We start from the raw sequence: 17552 nt of genomic DNA, 5'->3' as shown, positions 1-17552 counted from the left end.
TTCCTTCGTACTCACCCTCTCGGGCTTTCCTCCGGGCACTTTCCCTTCGGTCTTGCGTCTCCGACTCTATCAGATCTTTCCGATCCGATTTCCTCGGTGCTTTCCAGGTTCCCGCTCTCGCGTTTCCCTTTCCGGCGGTGTCGACTCTATCAGATCCTTGCGGGCCTGATTCCCTGTCAACCGGGTTTGTCCTCGCGGCCGTTGGGCCGTTCCGACGTCCCAGACTTTAGCCGATCCTTTCGTCAGTCCAAAATCGGGCTGCGAAGTCCTCGAAGGCATTTGAATTCGGACGCACCGAATTCAGCCCCGTCGGGCGATCTAGCTGGTGGTTGGGAGTGCCGCTCAAGCGGCTGAGGTGCTGCCGCAGAACCGTTACGGCCCCGTGGCAACTCGAAGAACTTTACGTACCTGCGGGCGGACTGTCAAGTCTCCCCAGGGCGACCGACCGCCAAACCTCGGCGCGCGCCTCAGTCCAGGTCGCTCAGGCGCCCGCCGGCGTCCGGCTGGGCGTGCTCCACTCGCCGCAGCAGCCGGGTCAGCACCTCGCCGAGCACGGCGCGTTCGTCGGAGGAGAGGTCCTGGAGCAGGTCCTCCTCGAAGACCGTGGCCAGGCGCATGGCCTCCAGCCACTTCTCGCGGCCCTCGGACGTCAGCTCCACGATCACGCGCACCCGGTTGGACTCGTCCCGCTCCCGGGTGACCAGCCCCTCGGTGACCATGCGGTCGATCCGGTGGGTCATCGCGGCCGGCGTCAGGCCGAGGCGCTTGGCGAGATCGCCCGGACCCATCCGGTACGGGGAGCCGGACAGGACGAGGGCCTTGAGGACCTCCCACTCGGCGTTGCTGATGCCGAGCGTCGCGGTCTGCCGGCCGTAGGCGACGTTCATCCGGCGGTTCAGGCGGCCGAGGGCCGAGACGATCTTCTCCACCTGGGGGTCGAGATCGCGGAACTCGCGCTGGTAGGCGGCGATCTGCTCTTCGAGCGTCGGCTCGCCGATGTCGGGGGTGTCGCCCATCCCCGCAGTATGGCACGTCGCTCCTTGGCGTTGAACTCCTTAGAGGTGTATTGTTGAACTCCTAACTTTAGGTTCGAAGTCTTCAGCTCTAACGTCTGAGCCCGGCGACCCCGGGCGCCTCGGGACCCGGTGACCCCGGGTCCCCTCGTACGGCTGCGCGGACTTCCCGACTCGAGGCAGGTGAAAGTGACCAGGGCGATGGGCGCGGCGATGCGCCGGATCCACGCGGGCAACGCGCTGAGCGCGTTCGGACTCGGCTTCACGGTCCCCTTCCTGTACCCGTACGTGGCGCAGGTGCGGGGCCTCGGCTCCATGACGGCGGGTCTCGTGCTCGCCGTCTTCGCCGTGGCCGCGCTCGTGGTGCTCCCCTTCGCCGGGCGGATGATCGTCCGCCGCGGTCCGCTGCCGATCCTGATCGCCTCCCTGGTCGCCGCCGCCGTCGGCGCCATGGGCCTGGGTCTGGCCGGCAGCGCGCCGACGGTGCTGGCGACGGCCGCGCTGCTCGGCGCCGGGCAGGCCGTGATGCAGCCGGCGCTGGCGACGATGATCGTCGACCTCTCCACCGCCGAGACGCGGTCGCGCGCGTTCGCGATGCAGTTCTTCCTGCAGAACCTGGGCCTGGGCATCGGCGGTCTGATCGGCGGGCACATCGTGGACACGGAGCGGCCGGGGACGTTCACGCTGCTCTACACGATCGAGGCGGCGGTGTTCCTGCTACTGGTGGGGGTGCTGGTGACCGTGCGGATGCCGCACGCGCCGCGTCTCGACGAGACCGCCCCGCAGGCCCGGTCCAGCTGGAAGCAGCTGCTGGGCAACCGGGCCATGGTGCAGCTGTGCGTCCTGGGCTTCGTGCTGTTCTTCGCCTGCTACGGGCAGTTCGACTCGGGGCTCTCGGCGTACGGCATCGAGGCGGCCGGGATCTCCACCTCCGCGCTCGGCACGGCGCTGGCGGCCAACACGGCGATGATCGTGGTGGCGCAGTTCGCGGTGCTGCGGTTCGTGGAGCGGCGCAAGCGGTCCCGCGTGATCGCGTGCGTCGGTCTGATCTGGGCGGTGGCCTGGGCCGCGGCCGGGTACGCGGGGATCGGGCACGGCAGCCAGGCGATGGCGACCGCCGCCTTCATCTCCACGTACGCGCTGTTCGGGCTGGGCGAGGCGCTGCTGTCGCCGACCCTGGCACCCCTGGTGGCCGACCTCGCGCCGACCGGCCTGGCCGGTCAGTACAACTCGGCCTTCGCGCTGGTGAAGCAGCTGGCGCTGGCGATCGGCCCGGCGGTGGGCGGCCCGATGGGCGCGTCGCTGCACGGCCCGTACATCGTGACGTTCCTGCTGTTCTCGCTCGGTATCACCGCTCTGGCGCTGCGGCTGGGGCGGCGGCTCACCCCCGCGCAGAACCAGCCGTCGGCGGCCGCCGGCCGGGTCGTGGCGCAGGGCGGCGCCCCGACGGCGGAGTCCGTACCGGCGCAGGCCTGAGGAGACGCCCCCGGGACGGGCGGACACGGCGGGCGAAGGCCGTCATCACTCATGTGGTGGCGGCCTTCGTGCTGCCGGTGCCGTGTCCGCGCTCAGCCCGGGAGGGCGAACTCGCACCAGACGGACTTGCCGCCGCCCGGGGTGCGGCGCGAGCCCCAGTTGGAGGCGATGGTGGCGACGATCGCGATGCCCCGGCCCGACTCGTCCGCGGGTTCGGCGCGGCGGCGGCGCGGCAGGTGGTCGTCGCCGTCGGTGACCTCGATGATCAGCCGGCGGTCGGTGCGGCGGAGTCTGAGGCGCATGGGCGGGGTCCCGTGCTGCAGCGAGTTGGCGACGAGCTCGCTGGTGGCGAGGACGCCCAGGTCGTGCAGGTCGGTGGGGAAGCGCCAGCTGGTGAGGACGCCGGAGGCGAAGGCCCGCGCGCGCGGGGCGGCCTCCACGCCGCCGAGCAGGTCCAGGGCGGCGTTCCGGAAGAGCTCGTCCTGCGGGCCGGTGCGCACCGGGTGCTGCAGGACGAGGACGGCCACGTCGTCGTCGTGGCCCGCCGTGACGCCCGCGGTGCGCATCAGGCGGTCGCACACCACCTGGGGCGTGCCCGTGGCCCCCTGGAGGGCGCTCGCGAGGGCGGCGATGCCCTCGTCGAGGTCCTCGCCCCGGCGCTCGACCAGGCCGTCGGTGTAGAGGACGGCCGTCGCGCCGGGGCCGAGCGCGACCGAGCCCGAGGTGTGCAGCCAGCCGCCGGTGCCCAGCGGCGGCCCCGTGGCCTCGTCGTCGGCCCGGTGGACCGTGCCGTCCCTGTCGCGGACCAGGATCGGCAGATGCCCGGCGGAGGCGTACACCAGCCGGCCCTCGTTGGGGTCGTGGATGGCGTACACGCAGGTGGCGATCTGGTTGGGGTCGATCTCGGCGGCGAGGCCGTCCAGGAGCTGGAGGACCTCGTGCGGGGGCAGGTCGAGGCGGGCGTACGCGCGGACGGCGGTGCGCAGCTGGCCCATGACCGCCGCCGCCCGGACGCCGCGGCCCATCACGTCGCCGATCACCAGGGCGGTGCGGCCGCCGCCGAGGGTGATGACGTCGTACCAGTCGCCGCCGACCGCCGTCTCCGTGCCGCCGGGCTGGTAGGCGGCGGCGATGCGCAGGTCGTCGGGCTGCTCCAGCTCCTGCGGGAGCAGGGAGCGCTGGAGGGTGACCGCGGTCTCGCGCTGTCTGCTCTCGCTGGCGCGCAGCCGTCCGGCGGCCTCGGCGTGGTCGGTGACGTCGGTGGCGAAGACGAGGACGCCGTGCCCCCCGCCGGGGCCGGGGACGTCGACCGGGGTGCAGGTGAAGGTGTACGAGCCGCCGTCGGGCACTCTGCGGGACTTGAGGGTGCGCGGTCTGGAGCTGCGCAGCACCTGGTCGAGCAGGGGCAGCAGGCCGATCTCGGCCAGCTCGGGCAGGGCCTGGTGGGCGGGTTCGCCCAGCGGGCGTACGCCGAAGGCCGCGACGTAGGCGTCGTTGACGTACGCGACGCGGTGCTCCCGGCCGTGCACGAGGGCGACGAGGGCCGGGATGCGGTCGAGGACCTCGCGGACCGGCAGGTCGTCGACGGCGGGCGCGGGCGCGGACTTGTCGGGCGGCGGCTCGGCCCGGGCGGCGGGCACCGTCGTGCCGTCCGCCGGCCGGTCCGGTGCCACCGCGTGGTCGGTCCGCGCTGCGGCGCGTCGCTGCGTTCCGGGGAGCCGGGCGCTCCAGCGCGTGAAGTTCACCGAATCCTTGCCTCGTGAGTGTCGGCTCCGGCCGGCTCCGGATCCGGCCGGGGTCCGGGGGACGGGCCCCCGGGGAATATGCGTCTGGAATATCTGGTGCCGTGCGGGGCTGATGTGCCCCGCGAAGCTGGTGCGGATGCGGGCGGACGGTCGGGTCGCCCGGAGCCGTGGACCAGTCTGGCGGAACGGGCCGACATCCGTCAGACGTCGGTCCCGGCGGCAGAGTTCCTGGCTCCGGTCAGAACGACTCGTTCGGGTCCTGGAAAGGCTTTCCACCGGCTGCGAGTTCGAACTCCGCACGGGGGTGTTCGAGCGAGCCGAGCGAGACGATCTCCCTCTTGAAGAGCCCCGCGAGCGTCCATTCGGCGAGCACGCGGGCCTTGCGGTTGACGGTGGGCACCCTGCTGAGGTGGTGGACGCGGTGCATGAACCACGCAGGGTAGCCCTTCAGGCGCCGCCCGTAGACCTGTGCGACGCCTTTGTGCAGCCCCAGGGAGGCGACCGATCCGGCGTACCGGTGCGCGTACGTCTCCAGGGGCTCGCCGCGCAGGGAGTGGACGATGTTGTCCCCCAGGACGCCCGCCTGGCGCACCGCGTGCTGCGCGTTGGGCGCGGTCTCCCTGCCGGGCTCCTCCGAAGCGACGTCGGGGACGGCGGCGGCGTCGCCCGCGGCCCAGGCGTGCGCGACGCCCTCGACGGTCAGCTCGGCGGTGCATTTCAGCCGTCCGCGCGCGGTGAGGGGCAAATCGGTCGCGGCGAGGAGCGGATGGGGTCTCACCCCCGCGGTCCACACGAGCGTACGGGTGGGGAAGCGCGCTCCGTCGCTGAGCACCGCGACCCGGCCGGCGCACGAGTCGAGACGGGTCTCCAGGCGTACGTCGACGTTGCGGCGGCGCAGCTCGGTGACCGTGTAGCGGCCCAGCTCGGGGCCCACCTCGGGCAGGATGCGGCCGGACGCCTCCACGAGGATCCACTTCATGTCCTCGGGCTTGACGTTGGGGTAGTAGTGGCGCGCGGTGTAGCGGGCCATGTCCTCCAGTTCGCCGAGCGCCTCCACGCCCGCGTAGCCGCCGCCCACGAAGACGAACGTCAGGGCGGCGTCGCGGATCTCCGGGTCGCGGGTGGAGGAGGCGATGTCCATCTGCTCGATGACGTGGTTGCGCAGGCCGATGGCCTCCTCGACGGTCCGGAAGCCGATGCCGTGCTCGGCCAGGCCCGGCACGGGGAGGGTGCGCGACACGGAGCCGGGCGCCAGGACGAGTTCGTCGTAGCCGAGCCGCTCGGCGGGGGCGCCCTTCTCCTCGGTGGCGGGCGTCGTGAGGGTCGCGGTGCGCCGGGCGTGGTCGATCGTCCGCACCTCGCCGACCACGATCCGGCAGCGGCGAAGGACCCGGCGCAGCGGGACGACGACGTGGCGGGGCGAGATCGAGCCGGCGGCCGCCTCCGGAAGGAACGGCTGGTAGGTCATGTACGGATCGGGCGATACCACCACGATCTCCACGTCGCCCCGGACGAGTTCGGCTCTCAGGCGCCGCTGGAGACGCAGTGCCGTGTACATCCCGACGTAGCCGCCGCCCACAACGAGTACGCGCACAGGTTCCTTCACCATCCCATGACGCACCCGGCTCCCGTGTTTGTCCACAGGCCCGGCGATTTGTGTGACCGCCCGAAGTCCGCGCGCAGAGTTGGCCGATTTGCCTGAGTGATGGAGAGACGTGCAGGTCAGCAGGTGTGCATCAGAAGGCAGGTAAGGGCGCAACCGGGACGTAACAGACCCGTACTCCGATCGGGGGGCGCTCCGTGCGGAACCTGCCCCTTCTGAATTGACCCCCGCTCAACTATGTTCGTGTGTCGTCGGAGCGCAGGGGGAGGCGCACAGCGGTCCCGTACGAAGGACCCGCGGGACCGAGTCCGTTCCGCTCGTTCCGGCAGTCGATGACGGGGAGAAGTCTCCGGGGGGAGACGTCATTACCGGGGGAACGCCCATGCACATTCAGGACTCTCATTGGACATCCGCGTCCGCCGTCACACCCGGCGGCGCGGTGGGCGCGGCGGAGGCCAACGGACGGGGTACGGGGGACGTACCGCGGACGGCACCGCTGCGTGTGGACGCACAGCGCAACCTCGAGCACGTACTGCGCGCGGCGCGCGAGGTCTTCGGCGAGCTGGGATACGGCGCGCCGATGGAAGACGTCGCACGGCGCGCGCGGGTCGGCGTCGGCACGGTGTACCGGCGCTTCCCGAGCAAGGACGTCCTGGTCCGGCGCATCGCCGAGGAGGAGACCTCCCGGCTGACCGACCAGGCCCGTGCCGCGCTCGGGCAGGAGGACGAACCGTGGTCGGCGCTCTCGCGCTTCCTGCGGACGTCGGTGGCCTCGGGCGCCGGGCGGCTGCTGCCGCCGCAGGTGCTGCGGGTCGGCGTCATGGAGGACGGACGCGTTCCGGACGAGGCGCGGGTGCCGCAGCAGCGGACCCCGTCGGCCTCCCCGGACCTGCGGCTCGTCGACCGGGCGCCCGTGCCGGACGAGGCCGGGGCACCGGCAGGGGAGGACGACGGCGGGGCGGCGGCGCTGCTCGACGTCGTGGGCCGGCTCGTGGAGCGGGCGCGCGCGGCGGGTGAGCTGCGCACGGACGTGACCGTGTCGGACGTCCTCCTGGTGATCGCCACGGCGGCGCCCTCGCTGCCGGACCCCGCCCAGCAGGCGGCGGCCTCCGCACGGCTGCTGGACATCCTGCTGGAGGGCCTGCGGTCCCGTCCCGCGTAGGGACCTGGACCGCCCTCGGCACCACCGGTACCTCCCGGCGTCACCCCGGACCACGGTCGTCGCCCGGTACCGCGCACGGCACGGCCCTTCTCGCACGCGCGCGGACCCGTACGGGGTGAGGAGCACGTCGACCTCCCTTTCCCCGTACGGGTACGTGTCATGACGTCCGAGGGCCAAGTCCCCCCCGGACGAGTGGTTGTTGCCCTCACACGCACCTCTCCCGCCACCCGCATGACACGCTCTTCCGGTGATCGGAGCGGAGCGTGCGGGCGGGGGCTCACCTCGATGAGCAGGGGCGGGCGGAGCGAACGGCTCGGCGACGACGGCACCACGGACGGCGGACCGCCGCACGGCCGCGCACCCCACGGCCACGTGCCGCCGCAGGGCACCCCTCCCCGGCCCGGCCCCCCTTCCCGGCACGCGCCCTCGCAACGCGACCCTTCACAGCGCGATCCCTCGCGACGCGACTCCTCGCAGCGCGATCTCCCGCAGCGCGATCTCCCGCAGCATGATCCGTCGTGGTCCACGGAGACCGGTTCCCCCACCGACGCCGGTGTCCCCCCGCAGCGCGTACGGGGCGACGGCGGCCCCTCGGCGGACCCGGCCGCCCCGGCGGAACGGTCGCGGGCCGACGCCGACCGGCCGCCCTCCGACTCCACCCTGCTGCAACGGATGCGCGCGGGCGACGACAGCGCGTACGAGGAGCTGTACCGGCGCCACGCCGGGGCCGTGCGCCGGTACGCGCGCACGTGCTGCCGGGACGCGGACACCGCCGACGACCTCACCGCCGAGGTCTTCGCCCGCATGCTGCAGGCGGTGCGCGGCGGCGCGGGGCCCGAGCACGCCGTACGCGCCTATCTGCTCACGACCGTCCGCCGCGTCGCCGCCGCCTGGACGAGATCGGCCAGGCGGGAGCAGCTCGTCGAGGACTTCGCCGTGTTCGCGGCGCAGGCCGCCGTCCAGGGCGGCGCCGAGGCCGCCGACGACACGCTCGAACTGGGCGCGGACGTGCGCGCGCTGCACGAGGCCGAGCAGTCGATGGCCGTCCGGGCGTTCCGCAGCCTGCCCGAGCGCTGGCAGGCCGTGCTGTGGCACACCGAGGTGGAGGACGAGTCGCCGAGCGAGGTCGCCACGCTCTTCGGTCTCGACGCCAACGGCACGCGCGTCCTGGCCAGCCGCGCCCGCGAGGGGCTGCGGCAGGCCTATCTGCAGGCCCATGTGAGCACCGCGCTCACCGAGGACGAGGAGTGCGCGCGCCACGCCGACCGGCTCGGCGCGTACGCCCGGGGCGGGCTGCGCACCCGTGCCGAGCGCGGCCTGCGCAAGCACCTGGAGCAGTGCGCCCGGTGCCGGCTGGCCGCGGTCCAGATCGCGGAGGTCGCCGGCGGGATCCCGGCCGTCGTGCCGGTCGCGGTCATCGGCTGGTTCGGCGCGGCGGGGTACGCCAAGGCGGCCGCGCTCCTCACCGGCGGCGCGGGCGCGGCCGGGGCCGGGGCGGCGGGAGCGGCCTCCGCGGCGGGCGGTACGGGGGCCGCGACCGGTGGCGGTCCGGGCGGCGCGGGGGCCGGGGCGGGCGGCGGTCCGGGGGCCGGTTCGGGCGGCGGGGCCGCTTCGGAGGGGCTCGGCGCGCCGGTCAAGGCCGGTGTCGCGGCGGGCGTCGTCGCGGTGGCCGCCGCGGTGGTGGCGCTCGCCCTCGTCGGCGACGACAGCCCCGCGCGCGGGCCCGCGGCCGAGGCACCGCCGTCCGCCCCCGCCGTCGGACCGCGGCGGCCGGGCCCGGCGCCACCGTCCGGGAGGGCGGAGCCGGAGCCGCCCGTGCCCGCCTCCGCCGGACCGGGCGCCTCCGCACCGTCGGCGGAACCGCCCCCGGCGCGCACCCCGGCTCCTGAGCGGCCCGCCCCCGAGCCCACTCCGCCCGCCTCGCCGAGCCCGTCCCCCACGCCGTCGGCGCCGTCGCCGTCCCCGTCCACCGCGCCGCCCCCGTCCGAGGAGCCCGTTCCCGAGGACTACCCCTGGAACGAGCTGCGCTACGACCTCCTCGGCGACGGCCGCGCGCCCGAGATGCGGCTCCGCGGGAGCGGCTGGGTGTGGCAGCGCTACGGCGTGTCGATCGGCGGTGAGCGGTACGCGGGCGGCGTCACCGTGCGCGGCGGCTCCTCGGTCACCGTCGACCTCAACCGCCCCTGCTCCTCGTACGACGCGCTGGCCGGCGTGGACGACCTGGCGGCGGGGCCCGGCCGGGTCGCCTTCTCCGTGTCCGCGGACGGCGTCCGGCTGTGGCGGTCGCCGCCGCTCCGTGGCGGCGATCCGGCGGTGCCGGTGCACGTGGACCTCACCGGCCGCGAGACGGTCCGGCTGACGGTCGAACCGCGTACGCCGTTCGCCCCGGTGACGCTGGCGGACTGGGCGGAGTCGCGCTTCCGGTGCCGGTGACGCGGCCCGGGGGCGCGCTCGCGGAACGGCTTCCGCGATGCATTCGTGCAGCCGCGGCCGGTACCGGTACCGGAAGTCTGTGCAGGGACTAGGCCCGCCGGGCCGTCGCCCCCGCTCCCAGCGCTCCCCGCTGGGGCGTGATCCCCGCCGGGACGGCGCGCTGGCGGGCCGGTGTGCCGGTCCAGCACGTGCCCCGGCGGGCCAGCAGCCTGCCCAGCCACAGTTCGAGGGAGACCAGGTCGGCCAGGCCGTCCAGGGGCAGGGGCTCGCCCTCGGCCGCCGCGCGCAGCGCCTTGCGGACCACGCGGGCCTCGACCAGTCCGGCCTCCGCGAGCAGCGGGGTGTCGAAGAGTGACACGAGTCGGTCGGCCGCGACCCGCAGTCCGGTGCGCGCGGCCGCGGCGGAGGTCGCGTGCGAGGGAGCGCCCCAGCCGGGCGGCAGGTCGGCCACCCCGGCGCCCTCCAGGACCGTACGCAGTATCGAGGCCCGTGCCCCCGGCTGCACCCGCAGCGCCTCCGGGAGCGCCCGGCACGCGCGGACGACCTGGTTGTCCAGGAACGGCGCGTGCAGCCGCTGGAAGCGGACCTCGGCGGCCTGCTCCAGGATGCGCAGATCGGCGGCGTGGCGGGCCAGGGCGGAGCGCGCGCGGAAGTCGCCCGGGCGCTGTCCGGGACCGACGGCGGCGCGGTGCGTCGCCCCGGTCAGGCGAACCGATACTTCGGCGAGGGCCTCACCGGTCAGCCAGCGTGCGGCCGGCCCCGGTCTCGCCCACGTGAGGGCGGCGAGCGAGGCGCCCACCGCGCCGCCGGGCTCCTCGAACCTCCGGTGCAGCAGCCGATCGGCGAGCCCCTCGACCCCGGCGCGGTAGGACGTGCGGGCCAGCTTGCGGGCCGCGCCGTACACCCGTGCGGGGACCATGACGGAACCGTCGGCGCGGGTCAGCGCGGCGACCGGCCGCACCAGATGCCGGCGCTTGCGGTCCATCAGCAGGTCGGCGAGGCGGGCCGGGTGCGCGTCGAGGACCTGCCGGGCGCCGTACCCGGTGAGGTGGTCGGCGCTGCCGGAGGCCAGCCGCGCGCGGTGCCGGGCGGCGGTCACCAGGGAGGGCCCGGGCTCGTCGGTCAGCGGGCCGTCCAGGTCGGCGTACGGGAGGACCTCCTCGCCGCCCGCGACGACCACGTGGTGCAGCCGGGGGTTGGCGGCGAGGGAGCCGGCCCGCTCCAGCTCGGCCTCGCGGCCGCGCACGGCCAGGTCGTTGAAGGTGACCGCGAGGAGCCGCTCGCCGGCCCCGGTGCCGTGCCCGAGGATGGTGCCGGGCATCCCGGGGAGCCCGGCGGCCAGCAGGGCGAGCGTCCCGGAGGCGGGCCCCCCGGACAGGTCGGCGCCGATCCCCGGGACCGGCGTGCCGCGCGCGGCGCGCCGCTCGGCGGGGCCCATCCCGGGGACGGGTCCGGGGTCGATGCCGGCACCGGGGACGTGCCGGGGCGCGGCGAGCCGGGTGCGCACGGCCTCGACCAGGGCGTCCCGTACGGCGTCCACCGCGCTGTCGGGGTCGGCGGCGGGCGCCGCGACCGCGAGGGAGGCGACCGGTTCGTACCCGGCGATCTCCCGGGAGCCGGCCCGCAGGATCAGCGCGTGTCCCGGCGGGATGCGCCGCACGCCCAGGTAGGGCGTCGAGTCCTGCACGGCCGCCGGTACGTCGGGGGCGGCGAGCAGGGCGGCGAGGTGCCCGAAGTCGAGGTTGGCCTCGATGAGGTCGGCCAGGGGCAGGGCCGCCGTGGCGTACGCCGTGCCGCCCGCCCAGGGGGTGTAGAAGACGGGCCGCGCGCCGGCGAGGTCGCCGACGACGGTGACGCGGCGGCCGACCTGGACGACGGCCGTGTAGCTGCCGGGCCAGGCGGTCAGGTGGCGCAGCGCGCCGCCGCGCGCGGCGAAGAGGCCCAGGCGCAGCTGCTCGTCGGAGGCGCCGCAGGTGCCCAGGACGGCGATGCGGGTCTGCGGGTCGGCCTGGACGACGCGGACCTCGTCGGGGCGCCAGTCGCCGACCGCCCAGAGCGGGTCGGGATCGCCCCAGATCAGATGGGACCCGACCGGGTGCACCGTCTCCCCGTCGTTCCCCGTGGCTCCGGCCGAGTCGAAGGCAGGGGTCTTCGCGGCGGTACTGCTCCACCCCACCAACCACCGCATCGCCGCCTCCACAGGCTGTGGACAACCAGTGCACCGTACGAACAGGGCACCATGCTGCCACGAAGGGCGCGCCGGGGAGGGGCTCTGCGGACGCTCGCGCACCTCGGGTCGCGCCCTCGAAGGGCGGTCGGCGCTTCGGCGGACACGCCCGGGACGGCGGTCCGGCGCGGCGTTAATGCGCCCCCGATATGCGCCGTCGAGAGCCCTTGTGCGCCCTCAAGTGCCGTGGTGACAGCCCCATTCGACGCCTGCACGCAGGGGCGATTTTCGGCCTAATCGGCTCCGGCGGCAGCGGGGCGCACACGCTCCGTGCAAACGCTGCGCAACGCACGGTCCGGGAGGCGGACTCCGCCTCCCGGACCGATCCGCCGCCCGCGGGGATGGAGGCGGCGGCGTCCCCCAGCCCACTGGATCCAGTACAGCGGGCCGACCCACGCACGGTCCATGGAAGCGCTCCCCCGGTGGCCGGAGAAGAGCGCACGGGCGGGCGCACGGCCACACAGCGGGAGCACGCCGCAACGCACCGTACTTGCACAACCGGCCACAATCCCGCCATCCGGAACTACGCCTCTTAACGCTTGGGATGCGGCGAACTACGCTGGGTTTACGAATGCCGCGTGGCTATGCCAGCGCGGCAGCCGTCTGTGTCGAGGGGTGGCGCATGTCCAGGGAGCAACGCGGGCCGAACGAAAAGCTCGGCGCCGTTCTCGCCCTCGCGGGAATCAGCAACGCAGGACTCGCGCGACGCGTCAACGATCTTGGCGCACAACGCGGGTTGACTCTTCGCTACGACAAGACCTCGGTGGCGCGCTGGGTGTCGAAGGGGATGGTGCCGCAGGGTGCGGCGCCGCACCTCATCGCCGCCGCCATCGGCCAGAAGCTCGGCCGCCCCGTACCGCTCCACGAGATCGGTCTGGCGGACGCGGATCCCGCACCCGAGGTGGGCCTCGCCTTCCCCCGGGACGTAGGACAGGCCGTGAAGTCGGCCACGGAGCTGTACCGCCTCGACCTCGCCGGACGCCGGGCCGGCTCCGGCGGCATCTGGCAGTCGCTGGCCGGTTCGTTCGCGGTGAGTGCGTACGCGACGCCCGCGAGCCGGTGGCTGATAACCCCGGCCGACAGTTCGGTGGCACGCGACGCGGGCCCGGCGGAGGGCTCCGGAGCGGCGCTGAAAGTCGGCCACAGCGATGTGCGCAAGCTGCGGGAGGCCGCCGAGGACGCGCGGCGCTGGGACTCCAAGTACGGCGGCGGCGACTGGCGCTCGTCGATGGTGCCGGAGTGCCTGCGGGTGGAGGCCGCCCCGCTGCTGCTCGGCTCCTACTCCGACGGCGTGGGCAGAGCCCTGTTCGGGGCGAGCGCCGAACTGACGCGCCTGGCCGGGTGGATGGCCTTCGACACCGGCCAGCAGGAGGCGGCGCAGCGCTACTACATCCAGGCCCTGCGGCTCGCGAGAGCGGCGGCGGACGTGCCCCTCGGCGGCTACGTGCTGGCCACGATGTCCCTGCAGGCGACCTACCGGGGCTTCGGCGACGAGGGCGTCGACCTCGCGCAGGCCGCAGTGGAACGCAACCGCGGGCTGGCCACGGCCCGCACCATGAGCTTCTTCCGCCTCGTCGAGGCACGCGCGCACGCGCGCGCCGGTGACGCCCAGGCCGCCGGCACCGCTCTGAAGGCCGCCGAGAGCTGGCTTGAGCGGGCCCGGGACGGTGACAACGACCCGTCCTGGCTCGGCTTCTACTCGTACGACCGCTTCGCCGCCGACGCCGCGGAGTGCTACCGCGACCTCAAGGCCCCCCGCCAGGTCCGCCGCTTCACCGAGTACGCCCTGTCGAAGCCGACCGAGGAGTTCGTGCGCTCGCACGGCCTGCGGCTGGTGGTCTCGGCGGTCGCCGAACTGGAGTCGGGGAACCTCGACGCGGCCTGCGAGCAGGGCGTACGGGCGGTGGAGGTCGCCGGGCGCATATCGTCCGCGCGCACCACCGAGTACGTGAAGGACCTCCTGCACCGGCTGGAGCCGTACGGCGACGAGCCGCGCGTGGTGGAGCTGCGGGAGCGGGCACGGCCCCTGCTGATGGCCCCCGCCTGACCGCCGCCGTCGCCCGGTCGCGACGGCCTCCGTGGATCTTCCCGGTTTGAGGGCACTGTCAGTGGCGCAGTGCACTATCGGAAGCGGGAGGTGGTCCGGGTGCGGCGGGAGACGGCGTACGACTGCGACGTGCTGGTGGTCGGCGGCGGGATCGTGGGTCTGTCGACGGCGTTCGCGCTCACGCGGGCCGCGCCGGGGACGCGGGTGACGGTGCTGGACCCGGAGCCCGGCCCGGACCGGCGCACGGGGCACGAGAGCGGGGTCGTCCACAGCGGCATCCACTACCGTCCCGGCTCGCTGCGGGCCCGGTACGCGGTGCGGGGCGCCGCCGAGCTGGTGCGGTTCTGCGCCGAGCAGGGCATCGCGCACGCCGTGACCGGCCAGCTGGTCGTCGCCACGCGCCGCGAGGAGCTGCCCCGCCTGCACGCCCTGGCCCAGCGCGGCCGGCGCAACGGCGTGGCGGTGCGCGAGCTCGGCCCCGCCCAGATCACGGAGTACGAGCCGCAGGTGCGCGGCCTGGCCGCGATCCACGTCGCCGGCACCGGCGTCTGCGACCTGGCCGGCGTGGCCCGCCGGCTCACGAGGATCTCGGGCGCCGCCGTGCGGCACGGGGCTCAGGTCGCGCACGTCGACCGCAGCCCGGAGCACGGGGTCGCCGTGCGGCTGCGGGACGGCGCCGTGCTCCGCGCGCGCGTGCTGGTCAACTGCGCGGGGCCGCACGGCGGCACCGTGGCCCGCCTCGCCGGGGACGACCCCGGCCTGCGGATCGAGTCGTTCCGGGGCGTGTCCTACTCCCTGGCCCGGCCGCTGGTGGGCGGGGTGGTGCACCCGGTGCCGGACCCGGCGCTGCCCTTCCCCGGGGTGCGGCTGGCCCGGGACATCGACGGCGGCGTCAGCGTCGGGGCGCACGTCGCGGCCGCTCCGGCACCCGCGCCCGCCGTCCGCGAGGGACGCGCCGTCCCGCGGACGGCCGCGCGCGGCCGCGCCCAGGGGGCCGCGGCGGACGCCGGGAGGGACGTCAGGACGGCCGTCGCACCCGACCGCCCCGGCGGCCGGGCCGCGGAGCGGCGGACGGACCGGCCGGCGCCCCGGCGCCCGGGGCGGTACGACGCCGGGGACACCCGGCGGCCGCTCCCCGAGGAGGCGTTCGCGGAGGCCGTGCGCCGGCTGCTGCCCTCGGTGACGCGGGACGAGCTGGTCCCCGGGCCCGCCCGGCTGCGCACGCGGGCGGTCCTGCGCGACGGCACGCCGTTCGACGACTTCCTGATCAAGGAGGGCCCGCGGACGGTCCACGTGCTGAACGCGTCCTCGCCCGCGGTCACCGCCTCCCTGCCCCTGGGACGGGAGGTGGGACGCCGGGTGCTGACGGCGCTGAACCGCGTCTGACCGGCCCTCTTCCACCGGTCCGCACACGTCCGCGGGGTCCGTCGCCGCCTCCGTAGAATCGGTGCATTGTGTCTGACTCCCGCAACGCCTCCGAAGAGCCCCGTCCCGCCGTGCCCGCGGACACCGCCCGTCCGTCCGCCGGCCGGTCCCGTCCGAAGGGCGAGCCGCGCTTCCCCGAGGGGCCGCGGGCCGATCCCGCCGGGTCGCACTTCGAGCGGCGCATCCGCAGCTTCCAGCCGCGCCGCAGCCGCGTCACCCCGGGGCAGGCGGACGCACTGCAGCGGCTGTGGCCCAAGTGGGGCCTGGACATCGACGGGCAGCGGGTCCTCGACCTGGACGAGATGTTCGGCGGTCTGCCGGTGGTGCTGGAGATCGGCTTCGGCATGGGCGAGGCCACCGCGCGGATGGCGGCGCAGGACCCGGGGACCGGCATCCTCGCCGTCGACGTGCACACCCCGGGCCAGGGCAACCTGCTGAATCTGGCCGACCGCGGCGGCCTGGCCAACGTCCGCGTCGGCAACGGCGACGCGATCATCCTGCTGCGCGAGATGCTGGAGCCGGACGCCCTCGACGGCCTGCGCGTCTACTTCCCGGACCCGTGGCCCAAGAAGCGCCACCACAAGCGCCGGCTGATCCAGCCGGAGTTCCTGGACCTCGCCGCGGCCCGTCTGAGGCCGGGCGCCGTGGTGCACTGCGCGACCGACTGGGAGCCGTACGCCGAGCAGATGCTCCAGGTCCTCACCGCGCACCCGGACTTCGAGAACACGCAGGAAGACGGCGGGTACGCGCCCAGACCGGAGTTCCGGCCGCTCACCCGTTTCGAGGGCCAGGGACTGGAGAAGGGACACGTGGTGCACGACCTGCTGTTCCGGCGGGTCGCGCGGCCCGTGGACGGCTGAGACCCCGTCGCGGGCGGTGCCCTTCCCTCGTTAGGGTCAATGTCGTGGCCACCACCCCCCCGTATCCGACGGACCCCGGTGTCTCCACCGGGGCGGCAGGACGGCACGCCCACTGGTGGCAGCGCACGTGGGTGCGCTACGGCGCGCTGACCGTCCTGCTCGCGCTCTCCGGCCTGGTCATCCTGGCCCTGGTCCGCGAGCAGACCGGCACCGAGGGCTTCCTGGTGGGCCTCGGGCTCGCGGTCCTGCCCGTCCCGCTGCTGCTGGCCGCGTTCCGCTGGCTGGACCGGGTGGAGCCGGGCCCCTGGCGCAACCTGCTGTTCTCCTTCGCCTGGGGCGCCTGCGCGGCGGCGCTGATAGCGATCGTCGCCAACAGCTTCGCGACGCAGTGGATAGCGACCGCCACCGCCGACCCCTCCGGCGCCGACACCCTGGGCGCGACCGTGATAGCGCCGGTCGTCGAGGAGTCGGCCAAGGCGGCGGCCGTACTGCTCGTGTTCCTCTTCCGCAGACGCGACTTCACGGGCATCGTCGACGGCGTGGTGATAGCCGGGGTGACCGCGACCGGGTTCGCGTTCACCGAGAACATCCTCTACCTCGGCACCGCCTTCGGCACCGACCAGCTCAGCGGGGACAGCGGCCTGACGTCGGTGACCGCCGCGACCTTCTTCGTCCGCGTGATCATGTCGCCGTTCGCGCATCCCCTGTTCACCGTGCTCACGGGCATCGGCTTCGGGATCGCCGCGCTCTCCGCGGACCGCCAGCACGTGCGGCGGGTCCTGCTCCCGCTCACCGGGCTGCTGCTCGCGATGGGCATGCACGCCTTCTGGAACGGCTCCTCGTCCTTCGGCGACTACGGCTTCTTCGCCGTGTACGCCGTCTTCATGGTGCCCGCGTTCGGGCTGCTGACCTGGCTGGTGATCTGGACCCGCCAGCGCGAGCTGCGCACCGTGCGCGCCGAGCTGCCCGCGTACGCCCTCGCCGGCTGGCTGACCGCCCCCGAGCCGTTCGCGCTGGGCTCCATGCAGGCGCGGCGCCTGGCCCGTCGGTACGCCGTCCGCCACGGCGGCAGGCCCGCGGGGCGCGCGGTGACGGAGTACGTGGCGTACGCGACGTCGCTGGCCTTCCTGCGCCACCGCGGGCGGCGCGGCCGGGCGGGCGCCGACTTCGCCGTCCGGGAGCGGGAGCTGCTGGAGGGGCTGTGGTCCCGCCGCGAGACGGCACGGCCGGCGCTGGCCCACGCGGCCGCGGCGACGGCCCCGCTCCCGGTGCCGCCGCCGTGGCCCCCGTACGGCCGCCCCCAGGGCCATCCGTACGGGCAGGTGCCGCCGTATCCGGCGTACAACCCCTACCGCTACTAGGTCGTTTCTGATGGCTCTTGTCCGGCGCGGTGGACCAAGCTCTGGGCCGGGCAGGCGTTGGTCATGGTGCGGCGACATGAACTGACCGACGAGCAGTGGCAGGCGATCGCGCCCTTGCTGCCGGCCAACGGTCGGCCCGGTGGGCAGTGGTCCGATCACCGGACGGTGGTCAACGGGGTGCTCTTCAGGGCCCGGACGGG

The 17552-nt window shown here is 74.7% G+C and carries 12 protein-coding genes; 8 read left to right on the top strand and 4 right to left on the bottom strand.

Annotation, left to right across the window (positions count from 1 at the left end):
• Positions 1-467: 467 nt before the first annotated feature.
• Positions 468-1016: a MarR family winged helix-turn-helix transcriptional regulator gene (locus IE271_RS38060; RefSeq protein ID WP_190195039.1), complete on the bottom strand. Its 549-nt coding sequence runs from the start codon at positions 1014-1016 to the stop codon at positions 468-470.
• A gap of 198 nt (positions 1017-1214) precedes the next feature.
• Here IE271_RS38060 and IE271_RS38055 point away from each other — a divergent pair, with 198 nt between their 5' ends.
• On the top strand, positions 1215-2489 hold the full coding sequence (locus IE271_RS38055; protein ID WP_190195041.1) for an MFS transporter: 1275 nt from the start codon (positions 1215-1217) through the stop codon (positions 2487-2489).
• Between the two features lie 92 nt (positions 2490-2581).
• Here the strand turns inward: IE271_RS38055 and IE271_RS38050 are convergent, their stop codons facing one another.
• Positions 2582-4234 carry an ATP-binding SpoIIE family protein phosphatase gene (locus IE271_RS38050; protein ID WP_190195038.1) on the bottom strand — a complete coding sequence of 551 codons (1653 nt, stop codon included), beginning with the start codon at positions 4232-4234 and terminating at the stop codon, positions 2582-2584.
• Between the two features lie 238 nt (positions 4235-4472).
• Positions 4473-5843 carry an NAD(P)/FAD-dependent oxidoreductase gene (locus IE271_RS38045; protein WP_190195037.1) on the bottom strand — a complete coding sequence of 457 codons (1371 nt, stop codon included), beginning with the start codon at positions 5841-5843 and terminating at the stop codon, positions 4473-4475.
• A 376-nt stretch (positions 5844-6219) separates the two neighbouring features.
• On the opposite strand from IE271_RS38045, the gene IE271_RS38040 reads away from it, so the two are divergent.
• The gene (locus IE271_RS38040; RefSeq protein ID WP_190195036.1) at positions 6220-6999 is read left to right on the top strand and encodes a TetR/AcrR family transcriptional regulator; all 780 of its coding nucleotides are present in this window, start codon (positions 6220-6222) and stop codon (positions 6997-6999) included.
• A gap of 285 nt (positions 7000-7284) precedes the next feature.
• On the top strand, positions 7285-9432 hold the full coding sequence (locus tag IE271_RS38035; protein ID WP_190195035.1) for a sigma-70 family RNA polymerase sigma factor: 2148 nt from the start codon (positions 7285-7287) through the stop codon (positions 9430-9432).
• 88 nt (positions 9433-9520) lie between these two features.
• Here the strand turns inward: IE271_RS38035 and IE271_RS38030 are convergent, their stop codons facing one another.
• Positions 9521-11620: an asparagine synthase-related protein gene (locus IE271_RS38030; protein WP_190195034.1), complete on the bottom strand. Its 2100-nt coding sequence runs from the start codon at positions 11618-11620 to the stop codon at positions 9521-9523.
• A 661-nt stretch (positions 11621-12281) separates the two neighbouring features.
• Here IE271_RS38030 and IE271_RS38025 point away from each other — a divergent pair.
• The 5 genes from IE271_RS38025 to IE271_RS38005 all read left to right on the top strand — a co-directional run.
• Positions 12282-13706: an NsdA family TPR-like regulatory protein gene (locus IE271_RS38025; RefSeq protein ID WP_190195033.1), complete on the top strand. Its 1425-nt coding sequence runs from the start codon at positions 12282-12284 to the stop codon at positions 13704-13706.
• Between the two features lie 69 nt (positions 13707-13775).
• Entirely contained in the window at positions 13776-15092 is a 1317-nt protein-coding gene (locus IE271_RS38020; protein WP_229919879.1) for an FAD-dependent oxidoreductase, read from the top strand.
• A gap of 68 nt (positions 15093-15160) precedes the next feature.
• Positions 15161-15991: a tRNA (guanosine(46)-N7)-methyltransferase TrmB gene (trmB, locus tag IE271_RS38015; RefSeq protein WP_190195032.1), complete on the top strand. Its 831-nt coding sequence runs from the start codon at positions 15161-15163 to the stop codon at positions 15989-15991.
• A 44-nt stretch (positions 15992-16035) separates the two neighbouring features.
• On the top strand, positions 16036-17352 hold the full coding sequence (locus IE271_RS38010; RefSeq protein WP_190195031.1) for a PrsW family intramembrane metalloprotease: 1317 nt from the start codon (positions 16036-16038) through the stop codon (positions 17350-17352).
• A 63-nt stretch (positions 17353-17415) separates the two neighbouring features.
• Positions 17416-17552 (top strand): transposase (locus IE271_RS38005; protein WP_190195030.1); only part of this gene is annotated, 137 nt, incomplete at its 3' end.

It is taken from the genome of Streptomyces minutiscleroticus, assembly GCF_014650875.1.
Taxonomy (GTDB): Bacteria; Actinomycetota; Actinomycetes; order Streptomycetales; family Streptomycetaceae; genus Streptomyces; species Streptomyces minutiscleroticus.
The sequence above is the reverse complement of the archived record's forward strand: the minus strand, read 5'-3'. Positions and strand labels throughout refer to the sequence as shown.

What these genes read in the sequence shown, in the direction of transcription:
- IE271_RS38060 (WP_190195039.1), bottom strand. Translation starts at nt 1,016, where the DNA reads ATGGGCGACACCCCCGACATCGGCGAGCCGACGCTCGAAGAGCAGATC.
- IE271_RS38055 (WP_190195041.1), top strand. Translation starts at nt 1,215, where the DNA reads ATGGGCGCGGCGATGCGCCGGATCCACGCGGGCAACGCGCTGAGCGCG.
- IE271_RS38045 (WP_190195037.1), bottom strand. Translation starts at nt 5,843, where the DNA reads ATGGTGAAGGAACCTGTGCGCGTACTCGTTGTGGGCGGCGGCTACGTC.
- IE271_RS38040 (WP_190195036.1), top strand. Translation starts at nt 6,220, where the DNA reads ATGCACATTCAGGACTCTCATTGGACATCCGCGTCCGCCGTCACACCC.
- IE271_RS38035 (WP_190195035.1), top strand. Translation starts at nt 7,285, where the DNA reads ATGAGCAGGGGCGGGCGGAGCGAACGGCTCGGCGACGACGGCACCACG.
- IE271_RS38030 (WP_190195034.1), bottom strand. Translation starts at nt 11,620, where the DNA reads ATGCGGTGGTTGGTGGGGTGGAGCAGTACCGCCGCGAAGACCCCTGCC.
- IE271_RS38025 (WP_190195033.1), top strand. Translation starts at nt 12,282, where the DNA reads ATGTCCAGGGAGCAACGCGGGCCGAACGAAAAGCTCGGCGCCGTTCTC.